The organism is Paenibacillus sp. P2(2022) (assembly GCF_029522175.1).
GTDB classification, from domain to species: domain Bacteria; phylum Bacillota; class Bacilli; order Paenibacillales; family Paenibacillaceae; genus Paenibacillus; species Paenibacillus polymyxa.
Genome location: NZ_JAKWFI010000001.1, coordinates 408,418 through 425,980 on the forward strand (window position 1 = coordinate 408,418; position 17,563 = coordinate 425,980).

15 protein-coding genes are annotated in these 17,563 nt (G+C 43.0%); 14 read left to right on the top strand and 1 reads right to left on the bottom strand.

Annotation, left to right across the window (positions count from 1 at the left end; genetic code table 11):
• Positions 1 to 530 precede the first annotated feature (530 nt).
• The 11 genes from moaA (at position 531) to MMB75_RS01830 (ending at position 8,970) form a co-directional block, all read left to right on the top strand.
• The gene (moaA, locus tag MMB75_RS01780) at positions 531 to 1,544 is read left to right on the top strand and encodes a GTP 3',8-cyclase MoaA (protein ID WP_277506835.1); all 1,014 of its coding nucleotides are present in this window, start codon (positions 531 to 533) and stop codon (positions 1,542 to 1,544) included.
• A gap of 39 nt (positions 1,545 to 1,583) precedes the next feature.
• On the top strand, positions 1,584 to 2,396 hold the full coding sequence (fdhD, locus tag MMB75_RS01785) for a formate dehydrogenase accessory sulfurtransferase FdhD (protein ID WP_016821674.1): 813 nt from the start codon (positions 1,584 to 1,586) through the stop codon (positions 2,394 to 2,396).
• 133 nt (positions 2,397 to 2,529) lie between these two features.
• On the top strand, positions 2,530 to 2,778 hold the full coding sequence (locus MMB75_RS01790) for a MoaD/ThiS family protein (RefSeq protein ID WP_044788042.1): 249 nt from the start codon (positions 2,530 to 2,532) through the stop codon (positions 2,776 to 2,778).
• A gap of 59 nt (positions 2,779 to 2,837) precedes the next feature.
• Entirely contained in the window at positions 2,838 to 3,542 is a 705-nt protein-coding gene (locus tag MMB75_RS01795) for a molybdenum cofactor biosynthesis protein (RefSeq protein WP_277506840.1), read from the top strand.
• A gap of 89 nt (positions 3,543 to 3,631) precedes the next feature.
• Entirely contained in the window at positions 3,632 to 4,711 is a 1,080-nt protein-coding gene (locus MMB75_RS01800; RefSeq protein WP_481857082.1) for a thiazole biosynthesis adenylyltransferase ThiF, read from the top strand.
• A 75-nt stretch (positions 4,712 to 4,786) separates the two neighbouring features.
• Positions 4,787 to 5,608: a molybdate ABC transporter substrate-binding protein gene (gene modA / locus MMB75_RS01805; protein WP_016821670.1), complete on the top strand. Its 822-nt coding sequence runs from the start codon at positions 4,787 to 4,789 to the stop codon at positions 5,606 to 5,608.
• 27 nt (positions 5,609 to 5,635) lie between these two features.
• On the top strand, positions 5,636 to 6,301 hold the full coding sequence (gene modB, locus MMB75_RS01810; RefSeq protein ID WP_016821669.1) for a molybdate ABC transporter permease subunit: 666 nt from the start codon (positions 5,636 to 5,638) through the stop codon (positions 6,299 to 6,301).
• A 185-nt stretch (positions 6,302 to 6,486) separates the two neighbouring features.
• A complete protein-coding gene (locus MMB75_RS01815; RefSeq protein WP_277507285.1) occupies positions 6,487 to 6,834 on the top strand; it encodes a Na-translocating system protein MpsC family protein in 348 nt (115 codons plus the stop codon).
• 100 nt (positions 6,835 to 6,934) lie between these two features.
• Entirely contained in the window at positions 6,935 to 7,672 is a 738-nt protein-coding gene (locus MMB75_RS01820) for a tRNA(His) guanylyltransferase Thg1 family protein (RefSeq protein ID WP_102998853.1), read from the top strand.
• Positions 7,673 to 7,675: 3 nt separating this feature from the next.
• Positions 7,676 to 8,113, top strand: a complete 438-nt coding sequence (locus MMB75_RS01825; RefSeq protein ID WP_016821666.1) for an AAA family ATPase — start codon at positions 7,676 to 7,678, stop codon at positions 8,111 to 8,113.
• A 26-nt stretch (positions 8,114 to 8,139) separates the two neighbouring features.
• Complete coding sequence (locus MMB75_RS01830) at positions 8,140 to 8,970, top strand: hypothetical protein (RefSeq protein ID WP_016821665.1); 831 nt, start codon at positions 8,140 to 8,142, stop codon at positions 8,968 to 8,970.
• Positions 8,971 to 9,007: 37 nt separating this feature from the next.
• Here MMB75_RS01830 and MMB75_RS01835 read toward each other — a convergent pair whose 3' ends face one another.
• Positions 9,008 to 9,496 carry a hypothetical protein gene (locus MMB75_RS01835; protein WP_277506843.1) on the bottom strand — a complete coding sequence of 163 codons (489 nt, stop codon included), beginning with the start codon at positions 9,494 to 9,496 and terminating at the stop codon, positions 9,008 to 9,010.
• Between the two features lie 337 nt (positions 9,497 to 9,833).
• On the opposite strand from MMB75_RS01835, the gene MMB75_RS01840 reads away from it, so the two are divergent.
• The 3 genes from MMB75_RS01840 to MMB75_RS01850 all read left to right on the top strand — a co-directional run bounded on the left by MMB75_RS01840 (position 9,834) and on the right by MMB75_RS01850 (position 17,205).
• Positions 9,834 to 11,300: an Ig-like domain-containing protein gene (locus tag MMB75_RS01840; protein WP_277506845.1), complete on the top strand. Its 1,467-nt coding sequence runs from the start codon at positions 9,834 to 9,836 to the stop codon at positions 11,298 to 11,300.
• Between the two features lie 211 nt (positions 11,301 to 11,511).
• Positions 11,512 to 12,390 carry a hypothetical protein gene (locus MMB75_RS01845; RefSeq protein WP_016821662.1) on the top strand — a complete coding sequence of 293 codons (879 nt, stop codon included), beginning with the start codon at positions 11,512 to 11,514 and terminating at the stop codon, positions 12,388 to 12,390.
• Between the two features lie 225 nt (positions 12,391 to 12,615).
• Positions 12,616 to 17,205, top strand: coding sequence for a fibronectin type III domain-containing protein (locus tag MMB75_RS01850; RefSeq protein WP_277506846.1), 4,590 nt, complete (start codon positions 12,616 to 12,618; stop codon positions 17,203 to 17,205).
• Positions 17,206 to 17,563: the final 358 nt, after the last annotated feature.

Consider the following 17,563-nt stretch of genomic DNA (forward strand, 5'->3'; position numbering starts at 1 on the left):
GTGTTTAAGCACTTGTGTTTATGGTGGAGTAGTGACCAAGCTCTAGGTCCTGGAGGCCAATCCGCCATTGGAGTATGTATTAATACCAGACAGTACGCACCGCCTGTATATCAATAAATTGAATATGTCATTTTCTGCATGTCATCTGGTGTAACTATAGCGTAAAATTTAAGATAGTTCAACGGTGATTTATTAAAATTTTTAATTGATAATGATTATCAATTGAGAAAGCGAAAAATCATTGACAAACGTTCCAGGATTGCTAACAATAGGAATGTATCTATTTGAGAGCATTCGTGAATGGAGTGTACGTGGGAATCGCGTATATTTTATTTGGCGCAGCGCTTGTTAGTTTGATTTTTCTATATCACATGATGTGAGGATTCGTAAAATCCTGATGTAGATAAATTAACCGGCATTTAGCAGATTCTTCGATATTCATAAGCGAAGAAGTTGTTGTGATGCCGGTTTTTTGGTTCAGTTTACAGTTAAAAGAGATTTATTAATGAAGACGGATTGAGGTGAACGGGATGGCTAACCGCAGCGACGATCAATGGAATCGTCCGTTACGGGACTTGAGAATATCCGTCATAGACCGATGTAATTTTCGGTGCCGATATTGTATGCCTGAAGAAATATTTGGCCATGACTATCCTTTTTTGCCAAAAGAAAAAATATTGACCTTTGCGGAAATTACCCGCCTCTCGCGTATCTTTGTCTCGCTGGGCGTTACAAAGCTGCGTATTACTGGGGGTGAGCCGTTGCTGAGAAGAGATTTGTCCTCACTCATTCATTCGTTAACTCAACTCGATGGGGTTGAAGATATTGCTATGACGACGAACGGTGTATTTTTGCCTAAATATGCAGCGTCACTACGGGAGGCGGGGCTGAAGAGAGTGACGGTTAGTCTGGATTCGTTGGATGACGGTCGATTCCGCCGCATGAACGGGGGGAGAAGCAGTGTAAAGGCAGTGCTGGAAGGTATTGAAGCTGCAGCTCAAGCGGGAATGCAGGTAAAAATAAATATGGTCGTGCAAAAGGGCTTTAACGATCAGGATATTGTGCCTATGGCTGACTATTTTCAGAAGAAAAAGCATATTTTGCGCTTTGTTGAGTTTATGGATGTAGGTAACACCAATGGCTGGAAATTGGATCAGGTTGTTTCCAAGCAGCAGATCATCGAAACCATCCATGAGCACATGCCGTTAGAACCTGTTCCACCCCAATACAAAGGTGAGGTGGCGACGCGCTACAGGTATCTGGACAGAGAGGGGGAAATCGGCATCATTTCATCTGTTACGGACGCTTTCTGCTCCACATGTACACGGGCGAGAATTTCTGCTGAGGGCTCCTTGTACACATGCCTGTTTGCGTCTAAAGGGTACAAGCTTCGCACGATGCTGCGGTCCGAGCAATCCGATGATGAGATTAGATCTTACATTGAGCGTGTTTGGAGAGGACGTACCGACCGCTATTCAGAGGAACGATTGACTCATACGAAGCAAGCATCGTCCAAAATTGAAATGTCACATATCGGCGGGTGACCGAAGAGCCAGCCTGTCAGAAACAAGGGAGTTGAGCACATGGAAAAGCCGGCTGAGGTAAAACGCGAGATCCTACGTTATCGGGACGGTCAGATCAAGCGTTTTGAAGACACAGTGGTGACGGAGTATCCAGTGACCATTAAAATCAATCAGCAGGAATTTGCCACCATGGTTTGTACACCAGAGTATGTAGAGGATATGGTAGTAGGCTTTTTGGCCTCTGAAGGCGTCATTCAACGGTATGATGATATCGAAGATATTTGGGTTCAGGAAAAAGAAGGTTTTGTTCATATTAAAACCCGTCGGATGAATGAGTTTTATCAAAACTTTCATTCCAAACGATACATTACCTCCTGCTGCGGAAAAAGTAGACAGGGATTTTACTTTATAAATGATGCTAAAGTGGCAAAAAGAATGAATGATGCCCATGTTACGGTGTCTTTTGATGACTGTTTCCGCCTGATGAATTTGATGCAAACCTCGGCACATACGTTTCAGGAGACGGGTGGCGTTCACAATGCTGCGCTGTGTGACAAAGACGGAATAATCCTGTCCAGAATGGATATCGGCCGCCACAATGCGCTTGATAAAATCTATGGGCACTGCCTAAAGCATGATATTATATTACAAGATAAAATCATCGTATTCAGTGGTCGCATCTCGTCTGAAATCTTGTTGAAGGTTGCGAAAATTGGTTGCGAGGTTGTTTTGTCCAAGTCAGCTCCCACAGAGCTTGCACTTGAATTGGCAGAGGATCTGGGGATTACTACCATCGGTTTTATACGAAGTCGTTCTTTGAATGTGTATACGCACACGGAGCGGATTGATGAACTGGTTGAATCTAAAATATAATATAAAAATATCAATGTAGACCATCATAGTTAACCAGCATGGAATAAAACCTTTCGAGGTATTAGTTCATGTTGGTTTTTCTTGGTGTATATGCGATGGTTAGTCCTTGTACTGAAAGGGGGGAACCTACTTAATGAACTATCATATTCAAGTATTTGCCGGACTTGCAGAACTGATGGGAAGGCCTATGATTACGGTGCCTGCTGATCAGGAGACGATGACCGTCAACGCATTAAAAGACTTGTTGTCCCAATATTTCCCTGAAGCAGCGGCCCAGTTGCAGGGAGCTTTTGTTGCCAGAAATCAAGCCTATGCCGCTCCTGAGGATCTGGTTAGTATACATGATGAAATTGCGATTATTCCTCCGGTTTCAGGAGGATAAGCTCCAGTAACAGGCTCGGTGAATTCGATAGATAAGGGAACAAAGGGGGTCAGATGCATTTGCAATACCATATTCAATTATTCGCAGGTTTGGCGGAGCAATTTGGTGACGTGCTCACTGTGGAACTTTCACAGGAAACGGTGACCATTGCAGACATTCGAACAAGGCTGAATGAGTTGTACCCGGAGATAGCTTCACAACTGTCTAGTTGTTTTTTTACCCATCATCAAAAGTTGGCTTCTCCAGATGAACTTGTGCTTCCAACAGACGCAATTGCTCTTCATCAGTCAGCTCCCGGAATGGAGACGGTCGTTTCTAAATGCGGATTATATGCTATTACCTACGACCCGATTGATGCCAATGAGGTAACCTCAAAGGTACTCGACCCTTCGCATGGGGCTTCATTGACCTTTAATGGCACGACTCGGGAATTTACACAAGGTCAGCGAACGGTGCTGCTTGAATATGAAGCATATGTGCCGATGGCGATGAACACGATGAAGCAAATTGGTGACGAAATTGCTGATCGCTGGCCGTCAACGCGCACTGCCATTACACATCGGCTTGGTACGGTAAGGATTGGAGAGACCAGTGTCGTGATTGCTGTTTCTGCTGCACACCGTGATACTTGCTACGAGGCCAGTCGCCATGCTATTGAACGCTTGAAGCAAATCGTACCAATTTGGAAAAAGGAAGTGTGGGAGGATGGCTCCGAGTGGAAGGGGCACCAGTTGGGTGGCTGGAATCCACATAACACCCCATAACTTTTGAGTTAGGCGGGACATCTGAACTTTTATCTTGTCTGATCGACTTGCAGCAATTAATGGATTAGAAGTATGGGGGCGTAATAACGATGTCTGAAATGAAAAAGGACCCAAAAACGGATGCGGATGCAGAAGCACACACGCAGGCGTCCCACGCCAGATATTCAAGGCAGGAATTATTCGGAAAAATCGGGCCGACAGGACAACAAAATATCCGCAGCAAGCATGTATTAATGGTAGGTGCTGGAGCACTGGGAACTGCGAACGCGGACATGCTGGTGCGAGCGGGCATCGGACGGTTGACGTTGGTAGACCGAGATTATGTAGACTGGAGCAACCTACAACGCCAGCAGCTCTACGACGAAGCAGATGCTCGTGAACAGATACCCAAGGCAGTGGCCGCCCAGAGGCGATTGCAGCAAATCAATTCGGACGTGGACATCCGTGCGCTAGTCCAAGATGTATCACTAGAGGAAATCGGCGACATTGCAGCAGGAGTGGACCTCATCGTAGATGCCACTGACAATTTCGATACACGTCTGCTTATTAACGATTACGCCGTCAAGCACCAAATCCCCTGGATTTATGGAGCGTGTGTAGGTAGTTACGGAACAACCTTTACGATCGTTCCAGGACAGACACCCTGTCTGCATTGCCTGCTCGGAACCGTACCGCTCGGCGGCGCAACCTGTGATACGGTCGGTGTGATCAGCCCGGCTGTACAGATGGTGGCAGCTTACCAAAGTGCCGAAGCATTGAAGCTGCTCACTGGGGACAATTCAGCCTTGCAGGGCAAGCTGATTTCCTTCGATCTATGGAATAATCAACATCAGGCGATCCAAATCAGCGCCATGAAAAAAACGGATTGCCCGACGTGTGGAGAGCATCCGGTGTATCCATTTCTACAATTGGAGCATCAGGCTAAAACGGCTGTACTGTGCGGACGTGATACGGTTCAGATCCGACCGGTCACGGGCGCTGTACGCAATCTGAACGAAGCGGCCCGTCTGCTATCCCGTCAGGGGGGCCAAGTGGAGCATAATCCATATCTAGTGTCCGTTGTCATTGGAGCGCATCGGTTGGTTCTTTTTCAGGATGGACGCGTTCTGATCCATGGCACCAAGGATATCGCCGAGGCGAGGTCTATTTATCACAAATATTTGGGTTAACCCAGTAGATTCAGACCTTAATGAGCTGCGCACTGTCACCTCATTACGGAATTTAGAGGACAGGGGAAGAACAAGTTGAAAAAGAAATTCGGGTACATATTCACATTCGTTGGATTGTTGGCATGGGTTCTGGCTGGATGCTCGTCTCAAGCTGCTGTACAGTCGACAGCGCCTGCAGCCAAAACAGAGTTGATCGTATCTGCCGCTGCGAGTCTTCAAGATAGTCTGAATACGCTCAAGGAACAGTATGAAAAGCAGCACCCAGATATCAAGCTTACCTTTAACTATGCGTCATCCGGTACTTTACAAAAACAAATTGAGCAGGGTGCACCCGCTGACGTATTTATTTCGGCAGGTATGAAGCAAATGAAGGCTTTAACCGATGCATCATTAGTGGAAAAAAATAGCGTACTGCTTCAAAATAAACTGGTTGTGGTTGTTCCGCAAGATAAAGCCAAGAGCACAGACAACAAGGGTATTACGCTCAATGATCTGACAAGTCCTTCTTACATGAAGCTTGCCGTTGGGGAACCTACTACTGTTCCGGCCGGACAGTATTCCAAAGAATCGCTGACAAAGGCCGGATTATGGGACAAGCTGGAACCGAAAATGGTATTCGCCAAAGACGTAAGACAGGTATTAAATTATGTTGAAACAGGCAATGCCGATGCTGGACTCGTTTATTTGACAGATGCCAAATCATCCGATAAAACGGTCGTAGCGCTAGAAGTACCTGAGGAATTGCACGCACCTATCCTGTATCCAGAAGGCATCGTAAAGGCAACCAAGCACAGCAAGGAAGCAGGCGAGTTTGTTGATTTTCTGCGTACAGATGAAGCCATGAGCGTATTTAGTAAAGATGGATTTTCAGCTCCAGCAGAAACAACCGGGAAATAGAATTCACAGATAAAGGAGGGGGTCCCGTTGGATTGGTCGGCTTTTCTTCCTCCGGTTATCGTATCTGTTAAAGTCGCTGTCGTTGCCAGTATCATTGTCTTTTTATTAGCAACTGTGGTAGCTCGGATGATGGCGAACTGCAAGCTGCGGAGAGGAATCAGTGTGATTGAGACCGTTCTACTTCTTCCACTTGTTTTGCCTCCCACTGTTGTCGGCTTTATATTGCTCATCTTGCTGGGAAGGAAAAGTTGGATTGGCGCTGCCTTTGAAAGCCTGTTCCAGCAGACGATTGTATTTACATGGGGAGCCGCAGTGGTGGCGGCGGTAGTTGTTGCTTTTCCACTGGCTTATCGGACGATCAAAGCAGGTTTTGAAGCTGTAGAACCCGAAGTAGAGCAGGCTGCACGTGCGCAAGGTGCCAACGAATGGCAAGTGTTTCGCCATATTACGATGCCCCTTGCCTACCGACCGCTTATTTCAGGGTACATTCTCGGATTTGCCCGAGGGTTAGGGGAATTTGGTGCTACACTGATGCTTGCGGGTAATATTCCTGAACAGACTCAAACCCTGCCTACGGCGATTTACACCGCGTCCGAGGTCGGAAATATGACACTCTCCTGGAGCTGGGTAGCCGTCATTATCCTATTCTCTTTTATCATGTTGATGCTATCGAATCGACTGGTGAAGGACTAGTCCGTTTGGATTTAATAATATACGCAGTCTGTCCGATCGGGCGGGCTGCGTTTTCTTTTCTATGACGTTCAATGGTAAGCATGTTCCAAGAATCACTTTCGCTTCATCTCTGTTTTATATGATAGGAATCGGTTATGATGGAAATAGTAACAAGGATTTTAGTAGATTTAGGAGAGCGGTGCGATATGAGAAAGGAAACGGGTTTTAACGAAATTATTCGAAAAGTACGTAAAGAGCTATTTGGAAAAGGCCCGGAACGCATACATACAACCTTTGTAGATAATATGGCCATCACAATGCTATACGGTAATTTAACTCCATCTGAAAAGTTTCTTGCGCAAGAGGATGCAGGAAGAGAGATGGTGCATGCAGCTCGAACCAAAATGGTACAAAAAATCTATCCTGTACAGTTCAATAAAGAACTGGAGGATTATATGGATTCCCGCTTACTGCATCTCTTTTCAGATATTAAAGTGGAAGAAGATATAGCCATCTCCGTTTTTGTATTTGAGGATAATATTGCTCTGAAATAAAAAGAGAAGGTGAAACCGACATTGGATTGTATATTGTTGGGGAGTTCAGCAGCACCTTTGATTAATAGATACTATGAAAAGCGAAGGAGCTACATAGTTTATGAAAAAAGATGATTTTGGAAATAGAATGAAGGAATATGAAAATACTTATAGATTAAGTTTACCCCGCCGTTTACCCGTAATTATCAGAATCGATGGTGCTCATTTTCATACCTTTACACGTGGGATGACGAAACCTTTTGATGAGAAGCTAATCTTTGCGTTATGGGAGACGTGCAAATATCTGGCCTATAATATTATGGGATGTAAACTGGTGTACCATCAGAGTGATGAAATCTCTCTGCTTCTTACGAATTACGACAAATTAACGACACAATCATGGTTTGAAAATAATCTTCAAAAGATGGTGTCTATATCTGCCTCTCTGGCTACTGCCAAATTTAATGAAGAAATCCAGAAAGTTTATCCGGATAAGCCTCTAGCTACTTTTGATGCAAGAGCATGGGTTTTGCCTCACGATGAGGTTGCAAACTACTTTCTATGGAGACAACAAGATGCTACTAAAAACAGCATTTCTATGGTAGCTCAAGCTCATTTCAGGCATTCAGACCTACAAGGATTGAACGGAAATCAGCTTCAAGACAAGCTTTTTGTGGAAAAAGGACTGAACTGGAATGACCTTCCGGTCTGGCAAAAGCGGGGAATCTGTATTACCAAACAACAGTATAACAAAGGAGAAGCCGTCAGAAGCAAGTGGGATGTTGATCATGACACGCCAATCTTTTCACAAAATAGAGATTATATTAACCAATATGTATACCTGGACAAGGATGTGTGAGGTTTGGAGTGTGTCATTTTTATAGGAATTCAGGCTTCGGGCAAATCGACTTTTTATAAAGAACGATTCTTCAAAACACATATGCGAATAAATCTTGATATGCTTAAAACACGGAATAGGGAAAATATGTACCTTCAGACCTCCATCGAAACGATGCAGCGTTTTGTAGTGGACAATACCAATCCAACAGTTGAAGAACGAAAGAAATATATAGATGCTTGTAAAAATAAGGGATTCAGAATCATTGGCTACTATTTTGAACCTGATTATGCAGAATCTATTAAGCGTAATGAGCAGCGCACAGGCAAAGAGTATATTCCTGAGATTGGTATTAAAAGTGTAATGAGTAAACTAGAGGTCCCAAGTTACGAAGAAGGATTTGATGAAATTTACAGCGTGATTTCGAGTGAAGGGACGTTTCGGATCGAAAAGCAACCATAGAACCGTACAATTTAGGAGGAGCATCCATGAACATACCAGAGAGATTTATCAAACGTTTTCCAGCATACGAGGACGTATTTGCCAGCGATCTTGAACATTACCGCAAGCACTTTCTGCCAATCTGCTCGATTAATCTCCAGTTATTATTTCCAGAGCAGGACGAGTGGCTTCATTTTGTTTCCGTAAAAGAAATCCACGAAGGCTGTGTGGGTGAAAATACTCAGCAATTTCATACCTTATATACCAAGGAAGATATGCTGGGATTCGATGTAATTGACGGCAAATACAAATTTGAAGCAGACTGGAATTATTTTAGTCTTCATCAGAAAGCGCAGTTGGAGGCTACCTATGAAGCGCTGAAATCTACCGGAGATAAAGCGTACCTACGTATGAAGAGAGAAGTCATGGCACTGGACGGACTGGAACAGGTGTACATAGCTAATGAACAAGACTACGAAGCTCGCAAAGCATTTTTCCTGGAAAACCATAAAATTTATCCATATTCCTCCTTTGGAGAGGCCAAAAAGTCTGTGGAAGAGCTCACTCACGATTTTGAGGAAAAACAATCCAGTGGTTGGGGGCTAAGCTTTCCCGAAGTCAACGGTATTCTGGATGACATCGCATTTCAGTCTGATGAGGCCCAAAGCTACATCAAGGAATATGACGAATCCTTGGAAGAAATGCTCCAGTTCGAGCAAACCAATCTGCTTCATGTGCCTAAACGTGCCAATGGTGAGACATTTACCTATATCGGTTCTTTCACCGGATATTATTTTCAAGCGTTTGGAGCCGATAAGGTATACTTATTTTATGATAGAGAAATAAGGAAAGCGGTAATTTGCTTCGAGTATTCCTAGGATATAGAAAAAGCTCCCGAGATGGGAGCTTTAAAATTTATTTCTTATTGATCTTCACATCGTGCTCTTTAGCCAGTGTGTTAACCTGTTCACCAAAATCTCTGAAGAGCTTTTTACCCTCGCTAAGCTTGGTGTTACTTTCATTAATTAAGTTTAGATCTCCTTTTTCCAACGCATCGATCATCGTAATGAGTGCTTCTTTTTGAGTGCTAACCGCCTTGATGTAGGTTTCGTGGACGGCCCGTACCTCAGGAGTTTCCGTCTTTACTGCTTCAACTTTATCGAGGTATTTGGTGTATTCTGGGATAATATCATCTCGTAACGTATTATATAGTGTTTCATCATCTGTGAAGTTATCCCCGGTCACAGATTCATATTTTTCAGTTACTGCTTTTTCATCTTGTGTTAACGGAAGCATTCCATCATTCACATAGGTAATTAAATCTTTTTTTACCGGATCGGTAGAGCAAGCTGCCAAAATTGAAAAGCAACACAATACTAAAATAAATATACTAAGTTTTTTCATCTGTATTCCCCTTTTTCTATGTATGTTTATGGGTAATTAGATATATTACTTAGTCTAAAAGAACTACCCATATCAGTTTATTATATCGTATGAATAAGAGAATGGTAGGATTTTTATGGTAAAAAGGTGTCTAAAGTAAGTCTATTATCCTAGTATTATCATTTAATCTATGGATTCTAGAGCTTTCTATTTTAGGAAATGACGACTAAAAATATTTACTACAATATATTCCATTAGAACCAAGAATGTTTTATGATAGAGACAACAGCCTAGAAGATACCCTGATTCTCCAGGGAATAGCGGGAATTCCTTAAACCATTTGAGAGGGGATTTCAGTATGAAGAGGTTCAGAAAGGCTATTTCAGTTATGCTAAGCTTGATGCTCCTGTTTGCTTTTGGGATGACTGCAAACGCGAGTCAAGGCACAGAGATGAACAAGGAAAAACAAGCTGTTGAAGCTGATTCCAATTTTCAGCTAACAACGAACAATGAAGATGTTATTGAGCGTTTAACCCAGGTGGACAAGCCTGAAGGTATTACATCCTCCGTTTATAACATGCAGGAAAATATCAATTTTAAAGCACCAGAGACATTCTCTTTGAAAAGGGAGACCCTTCCTTCCCTGAAAGCTAGTCCAACGGCAGCCACAGCTTCTTCTGCTACGTATTCAGGTACAATTACGGAAGAGGGAGGCACACAGTTTTTATATCCGATTTATGTGAAGCCAGGTGAATTGTTGCAGGCACAATTGGATGGTCCATTTTCAGAACAGCTTGACTATGACTTATATTTATACGAATTTGATATGACGACAGGGGATATTAACCCCAATGCTATTGATGCCTCCACTTATGGAACCTATTTTAACAAGTATGAACATGGGTCTGCATCACTTCCTGAAAACGTAGTAAGCCGCAATGCTACCGGATCTGAGAAAGCTTACGCAATTGCAGTCCATTCCAAAAAGGGATCAAGCATAAATGACCCTTTCTATTTAACTGTGGATATAAGCTCTCAATATGATGCCTATGAACCGGATGAGAGTGCTTTTCATGCCTATAACTTTACATTTAGTACAGGGGGCTCTACCCTGAATTCACGCTCCATTCATTCAGGAATTGACAACGATTGGTATCAAATCACAATTCCTGCGAATCGCAATTATGATGGTTTGAATGTCAAACTGGACAGCACTTCGGAAAGCTACGGTTACAAAGCGGAAGTTTATGGGGCTCTTAGTGGCAACCAAATGGTGCTTCTGCCGCAAACCAATCATAATGTCACTTTGAATACGGGAACCTACTATGTGCGAGTATACACCACAAACCAGTATTCACCCGACCATTTATATGCACTCACACTTAAACCAGTACTTCGGGCTGGAAAAATTGTAATTAACGGTTATGACTCTAAAAACGGTCCGAATGACTATCCATCCTACTCTTACGGTCGCCATTATCGGGTTAATGGAAACACCAGCCTGACTGTAAAGGGTGTTGTTACTACAACGGATAATTATCCAGTAGCAAATGCACCAGTTAATGTGACATGGTTGAACCAGAACTGGACTGAAAGCAGCGGGAATCGAACTCGTACAGGTACTGGTTATACGGATCAAAATGGAGCCTTTAGTGTGACCCTTTCCCTGCCGCATTCTACGGGAAGTATTGCAGAATACTTGTCTGGTCCCATAAGCTTTACACATTACTATGATCTTTCAGGTGTAGCTGCCCAGGTGTCAGGTACTTCACTTACAGCTACAGATATTGTATATCACTTTGCTTATAGCATTTATGGTGGTTGATGTACTGTCTATAAAGCAATGACAACGTCAGATTGTTTATTTTAACAATTTATATTCAGAGTCAGGATCTTACTTCAAAAATTGTTCATTTTTAGGACAAAGCATATATTCATTCCATATATGCTTTGTCCGATATATATAGCAACAGGGTTACATTACATCGTACATACGCCTTAGATTGCCTGTTACAAACATGACAGGAGGAAGTAGAATGAATTTTGAACCTCTTAAAGCACAACAAGCGGTTCTTAGCTCTGGTAGCTTACGGATCAATCCGACAAGCAAGCAAGTTCCGTCCCCCCAGCTACATGAAGAAAAAGTGTCCAGGTTCGTCGTTCAGGACACCGTGGAGATTAGTGAAGCTGGCAGAAAGCTGGCTGAGGGGGATATCGTGTCACATGCTGCCAAGTATTTTGGCACAACTCAGATCAACGATGCATTAAACCGGGTTTTGGAGGGCCAACCGGAAGAAGTATCCGATGCTGTGTACAATATGATTCAATCCAATTTTATCGTCGATGGAACGGTAACGGATGAGAAGCAGCGCGCGGTATTGCTGGAGATGGGAGTTTCCCAGTCCAAGTATATTGCGGATCATTACATGGAAGGCGATAAAGCTAAGGAATTTATGCAAACCATGAACCAGATAGCTGGTATTGCCTTGACACGAACCATTGATTCAGAGACCGGAGATATTAGCTACACGACTCCTACAGATCGTCCGATAGGTGCCCCTGAGGACTACGTCAAGCTGTCGGAAGTGATGAAACAGGTCGATCCTCAAAAATATACTGCGTTCATGAATGACATTAAGGGTGGAGGAAATGGATTAAGCCAGCTGTTGAGTTTTGCACAAAAGGTTCCTAAAAACCCCGATTGGATTAATAAATACAAGGAACGTACAGAACAGACTGAAGAGCTGTTAAATAAACCACAGTTAACGAATAGGTTTGACAAAGCGGATACATCCTCAGCTTCCGCGTTTATGAATAGTATGCAAAATCTTCTTAAGGAATCTTCTGCTCCTGAGGATTCTTACATGCAGAATATGCGGGGATTTTTTCGGAACTTGGGTGTTCAGGCCAATTAAAGTTTCAAAAGGGTCTCTGGGATGAGTGTTTCGAAAATTTATTACAGTTCATTTTGCTGTTCTGTTTACATCCTGTTTGAAACGAAGTATAATAGCTTCAAAACATACTCGTGAACTTGAGGAAGCACCTCGAACCTAGGCATTATTGCCTTCGTTTGAGGTGCTTTTTCTATTTTAGCGAGTACGTAGAACTCTTTGAAAATAAAATAAAGTAAGGAGAAGTGTATGTATCGAAAAAATAAACGAAAGGTTAGGAAGCACAATAAATGGGTGTATGGAGTACTGGCTTTACTCCTCTTATTAATGACCATTCCCATATTTCCGGAAAGGGTATCGGCTGCTACCCAAGAAATCATCGGAGGTCCTTTTTGCCAAAATAATTTGCCAGGTGGGGGCGATAGTTGGGGCTCTTGGTCAGGAAGTGGAGTAGGAGCAACGGAAGTATACACTGGCATGGGGTCGGCAAGGTATACGTGTGATGGAACTAAACAGCCGACAAATCGTTTTGTTGATATTGGAAGATCTATTAAGACTTCGGATTACAGGATTTTTGTTTACATTGAGGGGTCTTATCATACAGATATATATACATCTAATGCCGCCGCAGGCGACAGCTGGAGACCCAACGGAACGAATTTATATACATGGACTAATGTAACGAAATTCTATGCCAATAGCTATTACCAGGGAAAATGGATAGATATCACCGACTCTATTACATTAAGGGATGTACGATATTTCAGAGCGATGGGAACTAGTCAACAGACAAGTGATGAAATATCCAAGTTTGGAATTCGTATTATTCCCAAATCAGACTTGATGCCTAAACCACCCCAGATTCATGCTGGTGCAGAGGGACAGGCTGTTACAGGGTGGACCAAAGAGCCTGTAACCGTGTGGATTGATGGGGATGTGGCTCCTGAAGGATTAAAGTACTATGAATATAGCCTGAATGGAGGAGCATTTCAGCAATATATTGGTCCCTTCACTGTCAATGATCATGGTGTAAATACAATTTATGCCCGAACAGTGGACGTCAATAACCAGTATAGTGGTCTTTCTTCCGCCAATGTCCGAATAGACAGGATGCCACCAACTCCTCCCATTATAGATGCAACAGGAAACAGTAATGAATATACCATTTCATTACAACCGGGCGCAGACGATTATTCTGGACTAGCCCATACTCAATTTCGATTGTCCGGTGTTGTGAATCAGGCTTGGCAGGATTATGGTGGAGTGTTTCATGTGAACCAAGATGGCAAAAGCACGATTTATGCTCGTTCCATTGATAATGTCGGTAATGTGAGCCTGGAGGTAAGCAAAGAAGTCACCGTTGATAAAAAGGGGCCAACGGCTCCTGTTATACGGGCTAGCGAAACGGGTCCAACGAACCGTGATGTGGACATTGCCATTGAGTCGGGAAGTGACTCTACAAATGGAATTAAGAAGACACAGTATCGTTTGAGTCCAACTGGGGATTGGCTGACATATAACGGCATTTTTACATTAAATGCAGAAGGGAGTTACGAACTATCAGCGCGGACGATCAATAATCTTGATGTGTCTAGTCCCATTGTGACTCAATCGGTCATGATTGATCGTACCCAACCCACCCCTCCGAAAGTTATGTTTTCTGAGGTAACGAATCCTAACCGATATATCAATAAACCAGTACAGTTTACACTCTCGGGTGCAACGGATACTACAGCAGTGCATTATGAATATCAATTGGGTTCTGGCACTTATGTGCCTGGTTCATCGGGAATATTAAATAGTTCGGGAATTGTAAAAGTGACTGCTCAAGCTGTAGATGCAGCTGGAAATCGAAGCGTTCCGGTGAACGCAATGTCTTATATCGATTTGGAGCCGCCGAGCATTCAACTGACACCCAATATGCGTGAATGGAAAGATACTAATATTCATGTGAACATACAATATACTGACCAGCACTCGGAGATTGATCCATCGACAAGGCAGTATAAAATCACGAACAGCTCCGATTCACCCGAAAACTGGGAGGCTGCAGCCGATCCTATAGTCCAGCTGGATCTCTCAAATGAAGGCGAATGGTATGTCCATGCGAAGGTGAAAGACCAGGCAGGAAACATGTATGAAACGGTCAGCAGTGCACTTCGCCTTCAAAAGCAACCGAAGCCGGTTGAGCTTTCGGTAACATCTGTACGCAACACAGAGGTTGATTTGCAATGGACTCTCCCCTCCGGTCTTGATGATGGTTATGTCTATACAGTCCGAAATCTAACAACAAATGAGGTTTGGGATGTTAACCATCCGACAAATTCTTTTACAGATACAGGGCTATTGGGAGGACATGAATATGAGTATGAACTGCGTTGCAGTAATCATGTAGGAGGCAATGCATATTCTAATCGAGTCCGTGTATTAACGTTACCTGATGCCCCTGAGCATGTTCTGTTGCGACCGGTCTCTCGTCATTCAGCAGAAATCATGGCCGACTTTACGCCAGTTTTTTCAGCTAATAAATATATTATTACAGCAGCGGACGCAAGCACGGGAGAAATCATATTTAAGGATACGGTTACACAAGATGTGTATAATCCGATTAAGGGGATGGAGCCTGGTAAGTATTATGAAGTTTCTGTATCCGCTATAAACGCCATGGGAGAGGGGGCAGCAAAGCATGTATCTTTTTTAAGTCTACCAGACAGCCCAAGCGGATTCCGGAATGTAACTGTAAGAGAAGATGGAATCGACTTGAAGTGGAATTCTGTAATCACTGCCACCTACTATGCTCTAGAGCGAGATAAGGTCTCGGTTTATAACGATGTGTATACAGAATTCACCGATACTGAGCTTCAGGCGGGAACGGAGTATAACTATCGTATATCTGCTGAAAATGAAACAGGATTTGGAGACTATGCTCATCTCGGCGTTATGACATTACCAGAACGGGTAACTACACTTTCAAGTGTAACGAAGGATGTATATTCTGTTGGTGTAGCGTGGCAAGATGTGCAGGGGGCTGAAGGGTACATTTTGAATGTTAACGATGAACCAAAGGTGCAAATTCCGCGTGGTATCCATTCTTATACTTTTGAAGGTTTGCCAGCAGGTAGATCTGCCAATATAAAAATTCGGGCTTACAATCGAAGTGGTACAGGTTTGGATGCTTCTATCAATGCATTAACGCTACCTAATTCGGCCTTACAACTTGCAGCTGTAGATGTTCGCGAGCACGATGCCACATTGATATGGGCTCCGGTTGACGGGGTAACTCAATATAAGGTAACAATCAACGGTCAAAATTATTATAGTACGGAACCACGGGTAGTTGTATCTGGTTTAACAGGTGGGAAAAACTACACTTTTCAAGTGAGTAGTGGGAACAGCAGTGGTTACAGCCCGCCAGCGTTGGGTGAACTGCTGACACTCCCGCCTCAAGTACAAAATGTAAAAGTTACGGAACTTGGGAATGGACAGATTTCGCTGACATGGAATGAAATCAAGAGTGCTTCCCAATATGCAGTAATCCGCAAAGATACAGGGGAAGTTTTTGACACTAGAGAAGCTTGCATCATACTTTCAGATATCCAGCCTGGTATAATTTACTCGTTTGGTATACAGGCGATGAATACTACGGGAGAAGGCGACGTTGCTCCCTTTACGTATCGTACATTGCCAGGTCAAATACCAAATCATAGGTTGGTTGTGAAAAGCGTAACGGATACCGATTTGCTTATTACATGGCCAGAAGCTCCGGGTGCGGATGCTTACAATGTCTACAAAAACGAGATGCTTATCGGCCATACGACTACTCAAGAGTTTAAAGTAGACGGATTAGATAGTTCTACATTGTATCGTATTACTGTTAAGCCAGTGAACACAAGCGGTGAAGGTAAGCAATCAGAAGGTCAGGTTGAGACGTTACCGTCTTCAGCATTTGCGTTTTCGAAGACAGAAACAACCAATAGTGAATTTATCATCCATTGGGAGTCAGAGCATGAAAATGATATTTTTGTTCTCGCTAGTGAAGGAGTAGTCCTATATCGTGGTAAGGATCGAGCTTTTATCTGGAGACAGCTGAAAGAAAAGCAATTGTATACCGTTCAACTTTGGGCAGAAAATAGTCAAGGAAAACGCACAGAGGCAAAAGAAGCGAGTGGTAAAACTACAGGGAATGCTGTGGACACAGGTGTTGGAGCAGGAGGCGCGGGGGGTGTAAAACCGATTCAGACTGTTGTAGAGGAGCCGATAGAAACAAAAACAGAGTTCTTTCAAGGCTCAACAATCGAGACAAAGCCAAATCATTTTAGCGACATTGATCGGGTATTTAATAGAGAGAAGATAAATACGCTTGCTAATTTGGGTATAGTTAAAGGAACATCCAGCACACTTTTTGAACCGAATAGACCCGTAACACGTATGGAATTTACTTCGATGCTTGTTCGTTCTCTTAAATTACCGCTCGAAACAGATGTGACTCTAGACTTCGAGGATATTGATCTATCTGCATGGTATGTTGATCTGCTCAAAACAGCAATTAAGGATCAAGTTGCTCGAGGTTTTAGTAGCAAAGCCTTCGGTCCAGATCGGGTCATAAATCGGGAGCAGGCCGCTAAAATGGTGAATAACATTATCAAGGCTACACCACAGCAAGAAAGCAGTGTATACTCAGATTCCTCTCAAATTGTAGAGTGGGCCAGAAAGGATGTACTTGGTCTAACTGAGATTAATTTAGTACAAGGATATCCAGACGGCAGCTTTCGTGCCAAACAGGAAGTTACGCGTGCGGAAGCGGCTGAGATGATTTATAATATGCTTCAAATGAAGTAGCCAAAATAAGGGAGGGGGGCTGTGAGTAACGGTAATAATTGAGACTGATATGGTTGATAACTGAGACATTTTTGGGTATATGTTTGAGACATTTTTAAACCAATAGAAACAAAACCCCTTGTTTCTATTGGTTTTTTTGTGTTTCTATTTACTATATATATTCTATATATGCTAACATATGGTACAAGGTCAGAAATATAATAGGCATTCCATCTGTACAGTATGTTGGATGGAATACGGGATTGATACCTCAGATAACATGTGGAAATCAATTAATGACTGGGTTGGTATGATTGAGAGAACACGGGAGATTCTAAAGAATACACAATCGGTGAGTGAAATAGCACGTCGACTAGAA